Origin of the sequence: Pandoraea sp. ISTKB (genome assembly GCF_001721285.1) — a bacterium.
In the GTDB taxonomy this organism is placed as follows: domain Bacteria; phylum Pseudomonadota; class Gammaproteobacteria; order Burkholderiales; family Burkholderiaceae; genus Pandoraea; species Pandoraea capi.
Genome location: NZ_MAOS01000054.1, coordinates 1 through 17751, shown reverse-complemented (window position 1 = coordinate 17751; position 17751 = coordinate 1). Strand labels below are relative to the sequence as shown.

Genomic DNA, 17751 nt, shown 5'->3' with positions numbered 1-17751 from the left:
TTATATCACGATTCTGACAAATCCCGAAAGAATCCGTCCGAAATCCCGTATATGCGAGTGACGCGTGGCGTGCAGACAACGACAGGTGAAGTGTCGTTGTCTGTCAGGCTTGCTGAGATGATGCGTCGTATGTTTGGCGGGCGTGTGCTTAGGACGCGCGAGCGGCGTCGGCGACGAGACTGCTGGTCGGCAAGGGGCCATGAAACTGGCGGACGATCGCGCGCCAGTAGGGAATCACCGGCCCGGACGTGGGCTGTGCCGCATCGATTTCCGGCAGCAGGTGCCAGGGGGCGGTCGGGTACTGATGGTGCACGCGGTGCAGGTGATGATTGAGCACCAGCAAGCGGCCCAGCGCCGGCGCACGGAAGTTGCGCGAGCGGGCCGGCTCGTCCATCGTCACGCCGAAGTGCGGCAGGTTGTCGGCAATCGACAGCCAGATGCCTCGCGCGACGAACGTCGCCACGAACACCGGCCACCAGGGGCCGTAAGCCCACAGCGCCAGACCGAGTGCGACGAGCAGGATCAGGAAGTCCCGCTGGATCCGGCGCCGACGCACCGGATCGGCGGCGAACATCACCACGCGGCGACGCACGTCGTCGTCCTGCGGATCGGCGCCGAGCGCGTGCAATGCCAGCGCGGGCAGGCGCTTGGCCGGGATCCACGCGATCAGCGGTGCGAACAGTTCCGTGAGCCACATGCCGCCGAGCAGGCGCGACTGATAGCTGAACCAGCGACGCACGCGTTGTGCGCGCGGTGCGTCGGCGGGTAGCGTCGAGATGTCGGGCTGGTCATAGGGCTGACGGGTGAACCGATGGTGCATCAGATGCCCGAATCGCATGATCTCGAAGGGCAGCCCGAGGAAGAAGGAGAGCGTGCGGCCGGTGCGTTCGTTGGCACGCGGCTTGAGGCGCAACTGACCGTGAATGGACTCGTGAATCAGCCCCCAGTGCATGGGCGTGAGGAGCAACACGGGAAGCATCGACAGTGCTGCGAAGCCGCCCCATTGGCGTAATGCGTAGCCGAGTCCGAGCCATTGCCAGAGGCCGGCGAGCGCCGTCAGACCGATCAGCCAGGGATTCCAGTGCGATGGTTTGGCGTGGCGCCACAGCGCGGGCGATGGCATGGCGTCGCTCGTCAGTGTGGCACCGACTGACGGTGTCGCCCCAGTGTTGACGGGAGATGGGGCGCAGGGAGGAGCCGGGGGAATGGCGGACGGCGCGACGGCAGGTGCGGCTGAGGGCGTGACAGCGTCGATCCCGGCCGGGCGCGCAACGACGTTCTCCATGAGGTCTCCGTGACGAAACTGAAAGTAGCGTGCAACGTAACAACGCGAGGGGCGTGCCGGGCGTCATGCAATGCGGCACGCTCCGGCACGTGGCGACGAGAGTGTATGTCGCCCTCCGGGAAGGGAATATGTCAGTCGTGTTGCAGCGCCTTACTTTCGTAGCATTTCCGTCATGTGCCACGGCGGCGAAGGGCTATTGCGGGTCGTCGGCCGTGCCCAGGCTGTCCAGTTGGGCGAGGCCGGCCGAGGTGAGCCGAACCAGTTGCAGGCCGCGCTCACCGTCTTCGAGCGAGACCCATCCCGCTTCCGTCAGCACGCCGAGATAGCGCAACAACGCGCTCATCGGCAACGTGCTGCGCTTGGCCAGACGCGCGAGCGACAGCGACTCGCGGCCTTCTTGCCGACCATCGGCCAACGTTTGCAGCAGGCGAGCGAGGTCCTGCTCGGCCTGCGCCAGATCGTTGTCGTGCGCCGGGGTGTCAGCCAAGGCGGCGCTCCAGCAGCACGGGGACCGACTTCGACGTCGGCGTGCCGGCGCCGTCCGCGATGGCGTCGAGCGGCACGAGCCCGTTGGTCTCGGGGTAGTACGCGGCGATGCTGCCACGCGGAATGTCATAGGCGACGAGCAGGAAGTCGTCGGCGCGACGGGCAATGCCGTCGTTCCACACCCCGACGAGGTCGACCCGCTCACCAGCCCGCAGACCGAGTGCGTCCATGTCCTCGACATTGACGAAGACGACGCGCCGCTGTCCGAATACGCCGCGATACCGGTCGTTGAGACCATAAATCGTGGTGTTGTACTGGTCGTGCGAGCGGATGGTGGCAAGTTGCAGCACTTCGGCGCCCCGTGCGCCCGCCTGTCGGCGTGCCACGTCGATGGGGAGCTCGTCCGGGAGCGGATGTGTGGTGAAGTTCGCGCGGGCGTTGGCCGTCGTCCATTGACGCTCCGACGGCGGCACCGGCAGACGAAAGCCGCCCGGATGCCGCACACGGCGATTGAATCCGGCGAAGTCGTCGAACGTGGCGGCGATGGCGTCGCGAATACGGTCGTAGTCTTGCGTGTACCAGTGCCAGTCGTCATGCCCGCCGAGCGCGCGGCCCATGGTGGCTTGCGCGATGCCGGCGACGATGGCGGGCTCCGAGCGCAGATGCTCCGAGGCCGGTGCGTTGATCCCGTAAGAGAGATGCACCATGCTCATCGAGTCTTCGACCGTCACACCTTGAACCGTCCCGTCCTGCATGTCGATTTCCGTGCGACCGAGGCATGGCAGAATCAGCGCGTCTCGTCCGTGCACGAGGTGGCTGCGATTGAGCTTCGTCGCCACGTGCACGGTCAGGTCGCATTGACGCAGACCTTCCCACGTGCGCGGCGTGTCGGGCGTGGCCATCGCGAAATTGCCGCCCATGCCGATGAAGACCTTGATGCGTCCGGCAAGCATGGCCGAGATCGTGTCGACGACCCCCAGCCCTTCGTGACGCGGGGGCGCGAAGTCGAACACCTCGGCGATCCGGTCGAGGAAGGCTGCCGACGGCTTTTCGTTGATGCCGACAGTACGGTCGCCCTGCACGTTGCTGTGTCCGCGCACGGGGCACAGGCCGGCGCCCGGGCGGCCGATGTTGCCGCGCAGGAGCATCAGGTTGACGATCATCTGGATCGTGGCCACGGCCTGCTTGTGTTGCGTGATGCCCATGCCCCACGTGGCGATCACACGCTCGCCGCGCAGGTAGACGTCTGCAATCTGGGACATCTGGGCTTGCGACACGCCGGAGGCGCGTTCGAGATCGTCCCAGCGTTCGGCGCGCACGTCGGCGGCGAAGTCGTCGAAACCATGCGTGTGTTCGGCGATGAAGGCGTCGTCGAGCAGGGCCGGGTCACCGTTGGCTCGCGCCTCGGCGTCGCGCTCCAGCACGTGCTTGATGACGCCCTTCACGAACGCGAAGTCGCCGCCGCTGGCCGGAGTGACGTAATGTCCGCTGATGGCCGTGCCGCCCATGCTCAGCATTTCGCCGGGACTCTGCGGGTCGGCGAAGCGCTCGAGGCCGCGCTCGTGCAGCAGATTGATCGAGACGATCGTTGCGCCCCGTTTGGCCGCTTCGCGAAGCTCACCGAGCATGCGCGGATGGTTGGTGCCCGGGTTCTGGCCGAACAGCAGGAGCGTGTCCGCCTGCTCGAAGTCTTCGAGTGTGACGGTGCCTTTGCCGATGCCGACGACCGGCGGCAAGCCTACACTCGTCGGCTCGTGACACATGTTCGAGCAGTCGGGGAAGTTGTTCGTACCGTACTGACGCACGAACAACTGGTACAGGAATGCCGCTTCGTTGCTGGTACGGCCTGAGGTGTAGAACGCGGCCTGATCCGGATCGGGCAGGGCGCGCAGATGCTCGCCGATCATGTCGAATGCGGCGTCCCAGGCGATCGGCAGATAGCGGTCGGTGGCGGCGTCGTAGCGCATCGGGTGCGTGAGGCGGCCGAAGCCTTCGAGCGTGTAGTCATCGAGTTCGAGAAGCTCGGTCACGCTGTGCGTGGCGAAAAACGCAGGCGTGACGCGGCGCTTCGTCGCTTCGGCGGCGACTGCCTTGGCCCCGTTCTCGCAGAACTCGAACGTCGACGCATGCTCCCGGTCCGGCCAGGCACAGCCCGGACAGTCGAAACCGCTCGGCTGGTTCGCGCTAAGTAGCGTGCGCGCGCCTTTGAGGGGAATGCCTTGGGTGACGAGTTGGATGGCGACGTTCTTGAGCGCGCCCCAACCGCCGGCGGGGCGATCGTACGGGGCAATTTTCGGGGCAGACATGACGCGGGTTCCGACAGAGGTTGGTCGGCATGCCGTGCGGCCTTGTGGGTACACGGTAGCCAAGGGAAACATTTCACGTCAAATAGGCAAATTGATGCATAATTGCAGCACGTTGCACCGAGAAATTTCTATCGGTGCTGATGCGAAGATGCCTGTTAAATCGACGTTTGTAGGCATCTTATCAGGAATTTGCATAGATTGATTTATGCAATGAATAGCATATAAGGTGACTCTATGAAGCGCATCTCCATCGCGCCGCAATTGCGGTTTCGGCATGACGGCGCCGACGTGCCCCTCGACAAGGTGTTGTCCCTGCTCACGGAAGTCCAGACGCATGGCAACCTGCAGGCGGCCAGTCAGGTACTCGGGCAGTCGTATCGGGGGGCCTGGGGGCATGTCAAAGAGGTCGAGTCGCTCATGGGCGCCCCGTTGCTGACGATGGCCCGTGGACGCGGCGCCGTGCTCACGCCGCTGGCGCAACGGCTGTTGTGGGGGCAGAAGCGCTTGCAGGCACGGCTCGGGCCGTTGCTGGAGACGATGGCGTCTGAATTGCAGACGGAACTCGACGACTTGCTGCTTCAGGAAACCGGTCAGTTGCGACTGTTTGCGAGCCACGGTCTGGCGGTGGCGGCGCTGGTGGATTTCGCCGGGCGCGCCGGTTTGCCGATCGATGTCAGCTATCGCGGCAGCATCGAAGCCATTGCCGCGCTGGCCAAGCACGAGTGCGAGGTCGCGAGTTTTCACGTCCCCATCGGAGCGCTTGCCGAGCCGGTGCTCGATCACTATGTGCCGTTGCTCAAGGGCAAGGCGTATCGCGTGGCGGATGTCGCTTCACGTCGCCTCGGTTTGCTCGTCGCACGCGGCAATCCGCTTGGCATTCATGCGCTTGCCGATCTGCCGCGCACCGGCGCGCGATTCGCGAACCGAGAGCGCGGCTCGGGGACCCGCATCATCTTCGACTTGTTGTTGGCGCGTGACGGCATCGACCCGTCCACCGTGGCCGGTGCAGAGAATATCGAGTTTACGCACGCGGCCGTGGCGGCCTACATTGCCAGCGGTCGGGCGGATGCCGGTCTGGCCATCGAAGCGGCCGCAAGTCAGTTCGGACTCGACTTCATCCCCATTCTTACCGAGCGCTATTGCCTGATGTTCCCCGAGAGCGGTAGCGACTCACCGCACCTTCAAGGGTTGCTGGAAATCCTTCAGAGCGGCGAGTACCGGCAGGCCGTTCATGCGATTCCCGGATACAGCGAAGGTGCGACCGGGCGGGTGACATCGTTGTCGGAGGCATTTCCCTCACTAGGCTGAAACTTCATATGTATTCGATTGCATATGAATTGCGCGAGCTTTTGCACGAGGAAACGCCCGTGCCGCATGGCTTGGGCGTTCGCGGCATGTTGCTGTGCGTCGAGTTTGATCGGCGATAGCTATCAGTATTTCCACGAGGCTTGTTGGGACGGGGTGTTTGGACTAATGTCCTAAGTACTGAGCCCCCAAAAGACAGTCTGTCATCATATGCAAACAAGAACATATGAGACGTTGTCTTGCCCCAGGAGACAATTCGAGATGGTGCCCACACCTCATGCGACGCTCGCGCCGCTGCTGGCTCGCCACGCCGGCCGCGCACACGAGCTGCTGCCGTTGCTGCACGCGTTGCAGGACAGCGAGGGCTATGTCGACCCGGCGCATGTGCCGGCGATCGCTACGGCCCTGAATCTTTCTCGCGCCGAAGTCCACGGCGTCATCACGTTCTATCACCATTTCCGCAGTACCCCGCCTGCCGCCACCGTGGTGCAGATTTGCCGCGCGGAAGCGTGTCGCAGCCGCGACGGCGAAGCGCTCGTCGCGCATGTCGAGGCATGTACCGGCGCGCGTATCGACGGGGAGCCATGCAACGGCGTGAGCGTGGAGTCGGTGTACTGCCTCGGCCAGTGTGCGTTGTCGCCGGCCATGACCGTCAACGGCGAGCTGTATGCACGTGTCACGCCTGCCCGTTTCGATGCTGTGCTGGCGGCGATGCCGGTGTCGGTTGGCAAGGAGGGACGTCATGACTGATCTGGCGACGAAGACGCCTTATCGGCTCTACATCCCCCGCGATTCGGCGGCATTGGCGTTGGGGGCCGACAAGCTGGCCGCAGCGGTGAGCGCTGAAGCGGCCCGACGCGGTATCGCCGTCGATATCGTCCGTAACGGTTCGCGCGGCCTGTTCTGGCTGGAGCCGCTGGTGGAAGTGGCGACGCCGTCCGGGCGCATCGGCTACAGCAACGTGCAGGCGGCACAGGTGGCCGCGCTGTTCGACAGCGGCTGGCCCGCCTGCGCGGCGCAGGATGGCGAACGCGAGACCGCCGTCGAGAATCCCGAGGGAAGCTGGGATGCCGCGATGCCCGCATGCGTGGGGCGCGTCGAGGACATCCCGTATCTGGCGAAGCAGCAACGGCTGACGTTCGCTCGCGTTGGCATCACCGATCCGCTGGATCCGGCCGATTACGTGGCGCACGGCGGACTTGCGGGTCTTCGCGCCTGTCTCGCGCTCGACGCGGAAGCCGCCTGTCAGACGGTGCTCGATTCGGGGTTGCGCGGACGCGGCGGTGCCGCCTTCCCGGCCGGTATCAAATGGCGCACGGTCAGTCGTGCCGAAGCGAAGCAAAAGTACGTCGTCTGCAATGCGGACGAAGGCGACTCGGGCACGTTCGCTGACCGTCTCATCATGGAAAGCGATCCGTTCGTCCTCATCGAAGGGATGACCATCGCGGCGCTGAGTGTCGGGGCCACCGAAGGCATCGTGTACGTGCGCAGCGAATATCCCCATGCCATTGCGGCGCTCGAAGCGGCCATCGCGGTGGCGCGTCGTGAAGGTTGGCTCGGGGCGGACGTGCTCGGCTCGGGTCGTGCCTGCGAGCTGCGCGTGGCGAAAGCGGCGGGTGCATACATCTGCGGCGAGGAAACGGCGCTGCTCGAAAGCCTCGAAGGCAAGCGCGGCGTGGTGCGCGCCAAACCGCCGATTCCTGCGCTCTCCGGTCTCTTCGGGCAACCGACGCTCATCAACAACGTGATTACGCTCGCCAGCGTGCCGTACATCTTCGCGCACGGCGCGCAGACCTATCGCGAGTTCGGGATGGGGCGCTCGCAAGGCACGCTGCCGGTGCAGCTGGCGGGCAACATCCGTCGTGGCGGATTGGTGGAACTGGCGTTCGGTGTGACGCTGCGCACGCTGCTCGATGAATTCGGCGGCGGTACCGCGAGCGGGCGTCCCGCCAAGGCGATTCAGGTCGGCGGCCCGCTGGGGGCGTATTTGCCCGATGCGCAATGGGATTTGCCGATGGATTACGAAGCGTATGCGGCTGTCGGCGCTGTCGTGGGGCACGGTGGCGTAGTCGTTCACGACGACACAGCCGATATGGCGGGGCTGGCGAGTTACGCGATGGCGTTCTGCGCGCACGAGTCCTGTGGCAAATGCACGCCGTGCCGTATCGGTTCGACGCGAGGTGTCGAGGTCATCGAGCGCATCCGGCGCGGCGATACGTCGTCGCGTCAGGTGACATTGCTGCACGACCTCTGCGACACGATGGTGTCGGGTTCGCTGTGCGCGATGGGCGGCATGACGCCGTTCCCCGTGCGCTCGGCACTTGAACATTTCCCGGCGGATTTCGGTCTGCCCGATGGCGCGGGATGCGCCGAAGCAGCCTGATGTCGGACTGACGCCCGTCAGCCGACCCAAGAGGAGGACACCACATGATCCATCCGAATGCACAAGTTTCCCCGGGCCACGGCCCTGACATGGGCACGCCGCTGCGCACGAGCGAAGTCGGCGTCACGCTGGAGATCGACGGCCAGACCGTGACGGTGCCGGCCGGCACGTCGATCATGCGCGCCGCCGCCGGCAGCGACGTCAATATTCCCAAGCTGTGCGCCACCGATTCGCTGGAGCCGTTTGGCTCGTGCCGCCTGTGCCTCGTCGAGATCGAAGGGCGGCGCGGTTTTCCGGCGTCTTGCACGACACCGGTCGAACCGGGGATGAAAGTCCGCACGCAATCGCCGAAGTTGCAGGATCTGCGTCGCAATGTGATGGAGCTTTACATCTCCGATCACCCGCTCGACTGCCTGACGTGCGCTGCGAACGGCGATTGCGAGTTGCAGGACATGGCGGGTGTCACGGGCCTGCGCGAAGTGCGTTACGGGTTCGATGGCGACAACCACATCCACAGCAGTCAGGACGAGTCGAATCCTTACTTCACGTATGACCCGTCGAAATGCATCGTCTGCAACCGCTGTGTGCGGGCATGTGAGGAGACGCAGGGCACCTTTGCTCTGACGATCTCCGGGCGCGGCTTCGAGGCGCGTGTCTCCGCCGGGCAGGATCAGCCGTTCATGGACTCGGAGTGCGTGTCGTGCGGTGCCTGCGTTGCCGCCTGTCCGACCGCGACGTTGCAGGAGAAGAGCGTTATCCAGATGGGGCAGCCCGAGCATGCGGTCGTGACGACCTGTGCGTACTGCGGCGTCGGTTGCGCGTTCAAGGCCGAAATGAAGGGCGGCGAGGTCGTGCGCATGACGCCATACAAGGACGGTCTGGCAAACGAAGGGCATGCCTGCGTCAAGGGGCGTTTCGCCTGGGGCTATGCCACGCACAAGGAACGCATTACCAAGCCGATGATCCGCAGCAAGATCACGGACCCGTGGCGCGAAGTGTCTTGGGACGAGGCGCTGGACTATGCCGCATCGGAATTCCGTCGGCTTCAGGCCAAATATGGCGTCGACGCGATCGGCGGCATTACGTCGTCGCGCTGCACTAACGAAGAGACGTATCTCGTGCAGAAGCTCGTGCGCGCCGCGTTCGGCAACAACAACGTCGACACTTGCGCACGCGTCTGCCATTCGCCGACCGGTTACGGACTCAAGCAGACGCTCGGCGAATCCGCCGGCACACAGACGTTCAAGTCCATCGAGCACGCCGACGTCATTCTGGTGATGGGCGCGAACCCGACCGACGGGCACCCCGTGTTCGCCTCGCGGCTCAAGCGCCGCGTGCGCGAAGGGGCGAAGCTCATCGTGATCGATCCGCGCCGCATCGATATCGTCGACGGACCGCACGTGAAGGCGGCGTTCCACCTGCCGTTGCGTCCGGGCACGAACGTGGCCATGGTCAATGCGCTGGCGCACGTGATCGTGACCGAAGGGCTGCTGGCCGAGGCGTTCATCGCCGAGCGCTGCGAAGACCGTGCGTTTGCCCAGTGGCGCGATTTCGTGGCGCTGCCGGAAAACTCCCCGGAAGCCGTGTCCGTCGTGACGGGCGTGCCGGCCGATCAGATTCGTGGCGCGGCGCGGCTCTATGCGACGGGCGGCAATGCGGCGATCTACTACGGGCTGGGCGTGACGGAACATGCGCAGGGCTCGACGACGGTGATGGGTATCGCCAATCTGGCGATGGCCACGGGTAACGTGGGGCGCGAAGGCGTTGGCGTGAACCCGCTGCGTGGCCAGAACAACGTGCAGGGCTCTTGCGACATGGGGTCGTTCCCGCATGAGTTGCCCGGCTATCGTCATGTGGCCGACACGTTGGTGCGTGAGGAGTTCGAAGCCGCCTGGGGCGTGACGTTGCAGTCCGAGCCGGGATTGCGCATCCCGAACATGTTCGATGCGGCGATTCACGGCAGCTTCAAGGGGCTTTACTGTCAGGGCGAGGACATCGTTCAGTCCGATCCGAACACGCAGCATGTGGCGGCGGCAATGGAGGCGATGGAGTGCATCGTCGTGCAGGACATCTTCCTGAACGAGACCGCGAAGTATGCCCATGTGCTGCTGCCGGGCACCACGTTCCTTGAGAAGGACGGTACGTTCACGAACGCCGAGCGACGCATTTCGCGCGTGCGCCGGGTAATGGCGCCGCTGCCCGGCATGGCCGACTGGGAAGTCACGATCGCGCTGGCCAAACGGCTTGGCTATGACATGCCTTACGCGCATCCGTCGGAGATCATGGACGAGATCGCGCGCCTGACGCCGACGTTCCGTGGTGTGAGTTATCAGCGGCTGGACGAGGCGGGCAGCCTGCAATGGCCGTGCAATGACGACGCCCCGGACGGCACGCCGATCATGCACATCGATGCGTTCGTGCGCGGCAAGGGGCGCTTCATGATTACGAAATACGTGCCGACGGACGAGAAGGTCACGCCGCGCTACCCGTTGCTGCTCACCACGGGGCGTATCCTCTCGCAATACAATGTCGGTGCGCAGACACGCCGTACGCACAACGTCCATTGGCACGACGAAGACCGGCTCGAAATCCATCCGCACGATGCGCAGGAGCGAGGCATCAAGGATGACGACTGGGTTGGCATTCGCAGCCGGGCGGGCGAGACGGTGTTGCGCGCCGTGCTTAGCGAGCGCATGCAGCCGGGGGTCGTCTACACGACGTTCCACTTCCCGGAATCGGGGGCGAACGTCATTACGACGGACAACTCGGACTGGGCGACCAACTGTCCGGAGTACAAGGTGACGGCGGTGCAGGTGTTGCCGGTCGTGCAGCCCTCCGCGTGGCAAGCGAAGTATTCGACGTTCAACCGCACGCAGCTCGAACTGCTCGATGCGGCCCGCAATCCTGCCGAACCTGTCCCGGCGAAGTAGGGGGCGAATTCTGGAATGAAGTGGAGTCAGCGTTAGACGATGTCCAATCCCAACGCTTTACGTAATTCAAGTGATTCAGGTGATTTGCGAGAACTGGCGGACCTGAGTGACGCCGGCGGGACCCGCGCTGTCGAGGGTATCGATGGCGCCGACGCCATCGTCGGGCCGGTGTGCGACGTGGCGCCGACCGCCATCGATCCGGAGAGCCTTTCGCCGCATGCGTCGTTCGCGGTGCGGCGATTCCGTCATGGTGCCTGGCAGCAGGCGAGCGACGAACTGGCAGAGGAGGTGCCCGTCGCGCTGGAATTCAACGGCATCTCCCATGTGGTGATGCTCGCGACACCTGCCGATATCGAGGACTTTGCGCTGGGTTTTGCGTTGTCCGAAGGCATTCTGAACGACCGTCGAGAGTGCTACGGCATCGATGTCTCGGCGACGTCGCTGGGGATTACGGCGCATCTTGAGATTTCGTCGAGGGCGTTCGCCGGACTCAAGGAGCGGCGGCGCAATCTGACCGGACGCACGGGCTGTGGCCTTTGCGGCACGGAAAGCCTCGATCAGGTGCTGCGGCCGTTGCCGTCGGCAGGCGAGCCGCTGCGAGTGACACATGCCGCGCTGGCGGCGGCGCACGCCGGGTTGGCGGCGCACCAGCCGCTCAACGGCGTGACGGGCGCGGTGCACGGCGCGGCGTGGTGTTCGCCGCAAGGCGAGATCCTGTGTCTTCGCGAGGACGTCGGGCGTCATAACGCACTGGACAAGCTCATCGGCGCACTGGCGCGTGACGGGCAGGCGTTCGACCGTGGCTTTGTGCTCATGACGAGCCGAGCGAGCGTCGAAATCGTACAAAAGGCCGCCCAAGTGGGTATCCCGATGGTGGCGGCAGTCTCTGCGGCCACGGCGCTGGCGGTGTGCACGGCCGAGGCGGCAGGCGTCGCGCTCGTGGGCTTCGTTCGTGGGGAGCAGTGCGTCATCTATACCGGCGGGGCGGCGCTCGACGCGCCGGCCTGAACCATTCATCCACGCTAACTTAATGAAGCGGCAGGAGATTTTCGATGGACGGTAACAATCTCGTGCGAATGGCGAATCGCATCGCGGACTTCTTCGAATCGCTGCCCGATCGCGAGGAAGCGATGGGCGAAGTCGCCACGCATCTCCACAAGTTCTGGGATCCGCGCATGCGCGCCCAGATTCTGGCGCTTGTCGACACACCCGCCGCCGACGAAATGCACGCGCTCGTGCGAGACGCCCTCGCGCGGCATCGCGAAAGACTGACGCCTGCCGCCTGACGCTCCGCACGCGTGTTTAATTTGTGATGGATGAGTGTTTGACGCTGGGCTACGCAGCTCGCGGTATAGTAGGGGTGACGGTCGTCGAGCGGCGGCCACACCACTAGCGGAGGACTTGATGAGCGATACCCCCACGCGCAAGCCAGGCCCACAGCAACCTCACAAAGAGGACGAAGTGGAGCGTGACCTCGACGAAGCCCTTGAGGAGACGTTTCCGGCGAGTGATCCCGTGTCCATCGAAATCGACAAGCCGCGGCGAGTGCCGGCGTCGAAGTCTTCCGTAGCGAAGCGTCTCGACGAAGGGCTTGAGGAAACGTTCCCGGCGAGCGATCCGGTGTCGATCGATACTGGGAAGCCGCCAAAGCGGTAACGTTTGTGGTCCGATGCCGGAAGATGGCGTCCCAATGCATCCAGATTCCGCTCGCAGCCCCGCCCGGCGGGGCCGCTGGCGAAAATAAATCTCGGGTCTCGTGCGGGTTTGCCGCCCGGGTTGCCCGATTTCATGGCAAAATGCCGCGCCTGACTCTCTCAGGCTGGGACTGTAGGAAATAAATGGCGGCAGGTACGGTAAAAAAAGTTCGACGCTACGCGCTGGAAACCATCGACGTGATGGGGCAGAGCGGGCTTGGCGTCGTCGAGCGCCCCGATGGGCGTTTCGTCATGTATCCGGAATATTGGACACAGACGCAGGCGCTCAGCCAGAAAATGCGCACGCTTTACCGCCGGAACTGTCAGCTTGAGTACCAGTTGGCGAAGCTCACGCGTGAACTCGATCGACTGCGCAGCGTGGTCGACACGCCGCGTCCCGCCGGCAATCCGCAGGCCTCGTTACCAGGTACGGACGTGCCGCAGCCCGAGCCCAAGCTGGAACGAAAACCCGCCTCCGAACTACCGCCCCGACGACGCAAACGCGCCGCCTGAATGACATTGCCGCGACGGCATCACGCTGTCATCCGTCCCGGCGATGACCCCGTGACATCAGCAACTCCCTGAATTCCCCAGCTTTCCACTTTCCATTAACAGCCAGTCTTTTGCCCGCTTCGCCGACGATCATGGCGCTTACCGCATCGCAACTCGAAACCTTCCGTAACGACGGTTATCTGATCCTCCCGCGCTACGTCGCGCAGGCCGACTGTGAGGCGATTCTGGCAGATGCGCGAGCGCAGTTGGCGGCGGGAACGCTGCCACTCGAGTTCGAGGCCGACGTCGGTTACGAAGGGGCGCCGCAGTCGCGAGACGCCGAAGGCGGTCAGACGGTACGCCGCCTGCTCAAGGCGTACGATCGCGGCGACGCGTTGCGTCATTGGGCAAGTCGCCCGGATCTCGTCGAATCGCTGGCGCAGATCTTCGGTGAAGACGTCGTGCTCACGCTGGCCCATCACAACTGCGTGATGACCAAGCACCCGCATTTCGGCACGGCGACCGGTTGGCACCGCGACATTCGTTATTGGTCGTTCCCGGAGAACTCACTCATCTCCGTGTGGCTGGCATTAGGCCCGGAGACGCGCGACAACGGCGCGCTTCGCTTCATTCCGGGCTCGCACCGCGAGCAGCTCAAGCCGCATCAACTCGATTCGCTCGACTTCCTGCGCCCCGACGAACCGGACAATCAGCCGCTCGTCGTGCGTGGCAAGCAGGTCGAACTCGCTCAGGGCGATGTCGTGCTGTTCCACAGCGGCCTGTTCCATGCGGCAGGACGCAATGAAGGCGAGACCACGAAATTCTCGGTCGTCTTCGCGTACCGTGGCGCAAGCAATCCGCCGACACCGGGGTCGCGCTCCGCATCGGCTGGCGAAGTCGAACTCGGTCACTGAACTTAACGGCGCGACACCGTCGCGCCAGCATCCATTCGATTTCCCCGCGGCAACCGGGCATCCATATGCCCGGCACGCCTGCTGCACCGGGCGTCATGCGCCATTGGCGTCATTTGCACAATCGCCCGCCATCTCGCATCTTTAAGCACCGCTGCCTGCGGTCATCTGCTTTCAATTTTCGCCATCTATCGACGTTTTGGGTGCTTTCCTAAAGCGACAAGTCTCTTTTCCCGCGTAGACTCTCCGGCCGCCCTTGTGGTGTCGTACGCTGGTGCCAGTGGGCCACATCGACCTGCCGTCGATGTCGTGCCGCGCCAGTAATCTGCCTGACGCCATTCCATGAACAAGCGACGTGTCACGCCTATGCGGATGTCATACCGACATACCGCCGGGCGTGCAGGTCCGTTTCCGGAGGAGACACGTGTCCCATTTGCCCATTACGCCCGCAGCGCCAACTGCGCCCCTCGTTGCTTCCGACGCGCCCGGCGAAGCGAGTCGCGCCACCTGGGGGTCGCGACTGGGGTTCGTGCTCGCCGCCGCCGGCTCCGCCGTCGGCCTGGGTGCCGTATGGAAATTTCCGTATGTCGTCGGTCAGCATGGCGGTGGCGCGTTTCTCACCGTCTATCTCGGCTGTGTGCTGACGCTCGGTGTCGCGTTGTTACTCGCGGAGATGACCATCGGCCGGCTCACGGGACAGTCGATCACGACAGCGTTGCGCACGTTGAGCGGACGCGGTTGGGCATGGGTCGGACGCATCGCCACGTTCAACGCGTTTGCCATTCTGTCGTTCTACGTTGTCGTCGGCGGCTGGACGGTCGCCTATTTGCTGCGCGCACTCAGCGGTTCCGTATTGGCGAACGACGCCGCGCGTCTGGTCAGCGAGTTTTCGACGTTTACGGCCAACCCGGTGGCGTCGCTCGCCAGCATGAGTGCATTTCTCGGCCTCACGGCGCTCATCGTGGCGGCTGGGGTGCAGAAGGGCATCGAGCGTGCAGGCAAGTGGCTCATGCCCGCACTGTTCTTCCTGATGCTGCTGGTCATCGCCCGGGCGCTCACGCTACCGGGGGCTATGGCCGGTGTCGCCTGGTTTCTGACGCCTGACTTCTCCGCGATTTCCGGCGCCACGTTGCTTCAGGCGTTGGGGCTGGCATTCTTCTCGCTGTCGCTGGGGGCGGGCATGATCGTGGTCTATGGCTCCTATCTGCCCCGGGACGCACGGCTCGCCGGTTCGGCCGTCTGGGTCGCGACGCTCGCCACGCTGGCCTGTTTCCTCGCCGGCCTGATGATTCTGCCGGCCGTTTTTGCCTTCGGTGTCGCGCCCGACGCCGGTCCCGGCCTGACGTTCATCACCATGCCCGCGATCTTCGCGCAGATGCCGTTCGGTCACGCCATCGCCATTGCTTTCTTCATGCTGCTGCTCTTCGCAGCGCTCACCTCAGCCGTCTCATTGTTCGAGCCCGTGGCAGCCTTCCTCATCGATGAGTACCAATGGCGTCGCGGTCCGGCGGTCGTGGCCGTGTTCATCGCGACGTTCCTTTTCGGCGCGCCGGCGGCACTTTCCTTCGGCATCTGGTCGGATGTGCGAATTTTCGATCGGACGATTTTCGATCTGATGGACTACGTGACCGTCAATTTGCTGATGCCCGCCGGCGGCTTGTGCGTGGCGTTCTTCGTGGGCGCGTGCATCTGGCCCAAGGCGCGCACCGTGCTCGAAGGCTCCCGGGCTCAGTGGTTCATTCCCCTGTGGCGATTGCTGCTGCTCGTACTCACCCCGATCGCCATCTTCGGCGTCTGGTATCAGAGCCTCTGACGCCTCCGATGCCTCTGGCGCATTCGGCATATTGCGGCGAAGCGTCAGAGGTCATCGCAGGCTTGGTGCGGGGCGAGTGCCTCGTGCACCAACCCAGGGGCCCAATCCTCAGGCGACCGGCGTGCGCATCGTCACCCACTCCTCGGCAGCGGTCGGATGCACGGCCAGCGTGCGGTCGAAGTCTGCCTTCGTGGCGCCCATCGAGAGCGCCACACCGAGCAACTGCACTTGCTCGCCCGCGTGATCTCCCACCATGTGCGCACCGACGATCTTGTCGGTTGCGCCATCCACCAGCAGCTTCATCAGGATCTTCTCCTGACGGCCCGACAGCGTTGCCTTGAGCGGACGGAACGATGCCTTGAAGACTTTGAGCTGTGAATACTGCGCTCGGGCTTCGCTTTCCGTCAGCCCCACGACACCGATTTCCGGGGTGCTGAACACCGCCGTCGGGATCAGCTTGTGATCGACGCGCGTGGGGCGCTCGCCAAACACCGTGTCGGCAAACGCCTGACCCTCACGGATCGCCATCGGCGTGAGATTGACGCGATCGGTGACATCTCCCACCGCAAAAATCGACGGCACGTTCGTGCGCGAGAACTCATCGACGATTACAGCGCCCTTGTCATTGAGCGCCACGCCACTGGCGGCCAGTCCGAGGCCTTGGGTGTAAGGCACGCGTCCTGCTGCGCTCAGTAGCACGTCGGCGTCATGTGCGCTGCCGTCGGAGAGGGTGATGCGCAGACGATCCTGAATCTTCTCGGTGCGCTCGATGGTGCGCTCGAGCAGGATCTCGATGCCACGCTCACGATAAGCCGCCTCGAGCGACGTACGAACTTCCTCGTCGAAACCGCGCAGCAGATGCGGCCCGCGATGCACGACGGTGACCTTCGACCCCAACCCGGCGAACACACCGGCGAATTCCAGCGCGATGTAACCGCCGCCGATGATCGTGATGCGCTCTGGCAGCGATTCGAGATGAAAGACTTCGTTGGAGGAGATGGCATGCTCGCGGCCTACGAAGTGCGGTTGATCGGCCGGGCGTCCACCGGTGGCGATCAGAATATGTCGCGCGGTGATGCGCTCGCCCGTCGCGGGCAGCACGACCGTATGCGGGCCTTCGACCACGGCACGTGCGGCGACGAGTTCGGCGCCCGCGCGCTCCAGATTGGTCCGGTAGATGCCTTCGAGCCGCGCGATCTCTGTGTCTTTGCGAGCAATCAGCGTCTTCCAGTCGAACTTGGGCGAGGGGACCTGCCAGCCGAATCCGGCGGCATCTTCGAATTCGTCGGCGAAGCGGCTTGCGTAGACGAGCAGCTTCTTCGGCACGCAACCGCGAATTACACACGTGCCGCCAACGCGAAATTCCTCGGCCACTTTCACCCGGGCACCGTACTGCGCGGCCACGCGCGCGGCGCGCACGCCGCCCGAACCGGCGCCGATGACGAACAGATCCACATCGAACTGGGACATTGCTGACTCCTTTATGTCATTAGGCATATCGCACGGGCAGACACCGATTCGGCCTGCATGCCGAGCCCTGTGCTTATCGCGTGGAGCGATTGTGCCAGAGACAAGCTCCCTACATCGGACGGCCCCGGGATTTTGAGATGCGTCCGATGCCGTCATCGGACGTCTCCGGTATTCAGGCCACGTCATGCGCGAATTTACGCGCGTCATATGGCAGCGTGCCCGTCAATCCGGGTTTTCGCACGGTCGTGCACTTTTGTTGACCCATATCAATGCGTCAGACGAAACACCGGCCGACAATCGAAGGCGTCGAAAGTCGATCAACGTTTCACCGGTGCGCTCGGGCAAGGGCCCACAAGGCCTGGCTCGGGTGACGTCGATGATCAATCGCGGCTGCCGGATGTTTCTGAAATGAAACATTTCTCGGAAATTTTTCGGACTTCACGCGAATGGTGGAATTAGAAGTGCATAAGAATCAACATGTTGTCTATCGTGGTCCGAAATTTGCTGTGTTCTGTACAGGACAGGCGGGACTCACCGCCGGCACACGAGGATGTCATGACGAAGTCGCTTACCCGCCTCATGGGCGCCACGTCGGCGCTGGCGTTGTTGTGTTGCTTCTGGATGGCGGCATCGGCACATGCCGCCAATCCGCCGGGCACTGCGAAACATTCCGGTG

The 17751-nt window shown here is 64.0% G+C and carries 14 protein-coding genes; 10 read left to right on the top strand and 4 right to left on the bottom strand.

The features are described from left to right. Window positions 1–148: 148 nt before the first annotated feature. The 3 genes from A9762_RS20530 to A9762_RS20520 form a co-directional block, all read right to left on the bottom strand. The gene (locus tag A9762_RS20530) at window positions 149–1285 is read right to left on the bottom strand and encodes a fatty acid desaturase (protein ID WP_083254139.1); all 1137 of its coding nucleotides are present in this window, start codon (window positions 1283–1285) and stop codon (window positions 149–151) included. Window positions 1286–1478: 193 nt separating this feature from the next. Continuing rightward, window positions 1479–1772 carry a helix-turn-helix domain-containing protein gene (locus A9762_RS20525; protein ID WP_069343864.1) on the bottom strand — a complete coding sequence of 98 codons (294 nt, stop codon included), beginning with the start codon at window positions 1770–1772 and terminating at the stop codon, window positions 1479–1481. Continuing rightward, the gene (locus A9762_RS20520; RefSeq protein WP_069343863.1) at window positions 1765–4077 is read right to left on the bottom strand and encodes an FdhF/YdeP family oxidoreductase; all 2313 of its coding nucleotides are present in this window, start codon (window positions 4075–4077) and stop codon (window positions 1765–1767) included. Before A9762_RS20520 ends, A9762_RS20525 begins: the two co-directional genes overlap by 8 nt. Window positions 4078–4311: 234 nt before the next feature. On the opposite strand from A9762_RS20520, the gene A9762_RS20515 reads away from it, so the two are divergent. The 10 genes from A9762_RS20515 to A9762_RS20470 all read left to right on the top strand — a co-directional run bounded on the left by A9762_RS20515 (window position 4312) and on the right by A9762_RS20470 (window position 15605). Then, window positions 4312–5385, top strand: a complete 1074-nt coding sequence (locus A9762_RS20515) for a substrate-binding domain-containing protein (RefSeq protein ID WP_069343862.1) — start codon at window positions 4312–4314, stop codon at window positions 5383–5385. 258 nt (window positions 5386–5643) lie between these two features. Beyond that, window positions 5644–6132, top strand: a complete 489-nt coding sequence (locus tag A9762_RS20510) for an NAD(P)H-dependent oxidoreductase subunit E (protein WP_069343861.1) — start codon at window positions 5644–5646, stop codon at window positions 6130–6132. Next, on the top strand, window positions 6125–7765 hold the full coding sequence (locus tag A9762_RS20505) for an NADH-quinone oxidoreductase subunit NuoF (protein ID WP_069343860.1): 1641 nt from the start codon (window positions 6125–6127) through the stop codon (window positions 7763–7765). Before A9762_RS20510 ends, A9762_RS20505 begins: the two co-directional genes overlap by 8 nt. A gap of 44 nt (window positions 7766–7809) precedes the next feature. Beyond that, window positions 7810–10695, top strand: a complete 2886-nt coding sequence (gene fdhF / locus A9762_RS20500; protein WP_069343859.1) for a formate dehydrogenase subunit alpha — start codon at window positions 7810–7812, stop codon at window positions 10693–10695. Window positions 10696–10779: 84 nt separating this feature from the next. Beyond that, window positions 10780–11703: a formate dehydrogenase accessory sulfurtransferase FdhD gene (fdhD, locus tag A9762_RS20495; RefSeq protein WP_240493651.1), complete on the top strand. Its 924-nt coding sequence runs from the start codon at window positions 10780–10782 to the stop codon at window positions 11701–11703. Window positions 11704–11747: 44 nt separating this feature from the next. Continuing rightward, window positions 11748–11981, top strand: a complete 234-nt coding sequence (locus A9762_RS20490; RefSeq protein ID WP_069343858.1) for a formate dehydrogenase subunit delta — start codon at window positions 11748–11750, stop codon at window positions 11979–11981. Window positions 11982–12099: 118 nt separating this feature from the next. Continuing rightward, window positions 12100–12351 (top strand): hypothetical protein, encoded by a 252-nt coding sequence (locus A9762_RS20485; protein ID WP_069343857.1) that lies wholly within the window; start codon window positions 12100–12102, stop codon window positions 12349–12351. A gap of 182 nt (window positions 12352–12533) precedes the next feature. Continuing rightward, window positions 12534–12902, top strand: coding sequence for a hypothetical protein (locus tag A9762_RS20480; protein WP_069343856.1), 369 nt, complete (start codon window positions 12534–12536; stop codon window positions 12900–12902). Between the two features lie 131 nt (window positions 12903–13033). Continuing rightward, window positions 13034–13795 carry a phytanoyl-CoA dioxygenase family protein gene (locus tag A9762_RS20475; protein WP_069343855.1) on the top strand — a complete coding sequence of 254 codons (762 nt, stop codon included), beginning with the start codon at window positions 13034–13036 and terminating at the stop codon, window positions 13793–13795. 421 nt (window positions 13796–14216) lie between these two features. Then, window positions 14217–15605: a sodium-dependent transporter gene (locus A9762_RS20470; protein WP_240493650.1), complete on the top strand. Its 1389-nt coding sequence runs from the start codon at window positions 14217–14219 to the stop codon at window positions 15603–15605. Window positions 15606–15713: 108 nt separating this feature from the next. Here A9762_RS20470 and gor read toward each other — a convergent pair whose 3' ends face one another. Further along, window positions 15714–17075 carry a glutathione-disulfide reductase gene (gor, locus tag A9762_RS20465; protein WP_069343854.1) on the bottom strand — a complete coding sequence of 454 codons (1362 nt, stop codon included), beginning with the start codon at window positions 17073–17075 and terminating at the stop codon, window positions 15714–15716. Between the last annotated feature and the right edge of the window lie 676 nt (window positions 17076–17751).

Coding starts and splice junctions, on each gene's coding strand:
- A9762_RS20505 (WP_069343860.1), top strand. CDS start 6,125: ATGACTGATCTGGCGACGAAGACGCCTTATCGGCTCTACATCCCCCGC.
- fdhF (WP_069343859.1), top strand. CDS start 7,810: ATGATCCATCCGAATGCACAAGTTTCCCCGGGCCACGGCCCTGACATG.
- A9762_RS20475 (WP_069343855.1), top strand. CDS start 13,034: ATGGCGCTTACCGCATCGCAACTCGAAACCTTCCGTAACGACGGTTAT.
- A9762_RS20485 (WP_069343857.1), top strand. CDS start 12,100: ATGAGCGATACCCCCACGCGCAAGCCAGGCCCACAGCAACCTCACAAA.
- A9762_RS20530 (WP_083254139.1), bottom strand. CDS start 1,285: ATGGAGAACGTCGTTGCGCGCCCGGCCGGGATCGACGCTGTCACGCCC.
- A9762_RS20520 (WP_069343863.1), bottom strand. CDS start 4,077: ATGTCTGCCCCGAAAATTGCCCCGTACGATCGCCCCGCCGGCGGTTGG.
- gor (WP_069343854.1), bottom strand. CDS start 17,075: ATGTCCCAGTTCGATGTGGATCTGTTCGTCATCGGCGCCGGTTCGGGC.
- A9762_RS20490 (WP_069343858.1), top strand. CDS start 11,748: ATGGACGGTAACAATCTCGTGCGAATGGCGAATCGCATCGCGGACTTC.
- A9762_RS20480 (WP_069343856.1), top strand. CDS start 12,534: ATGGCGGCAGGTACGGTAAAAAAAGTTCGACGCTACGCGCTGGAAACC.
- A9762_RS20515 (WP_069343862.1), top strand. CDS start 4,312: ATGAAGCGCATCTCCATCGCGCCGCAATTGCGGTTTCGGCATGACGGC.
- A9762_RS20510 (WP_069343861.1), top strand. CDS start 5,644: ATGGTGCCCACACCTCATGCGACGCTCGCGCCGCTGCTGGCTCGCCAC.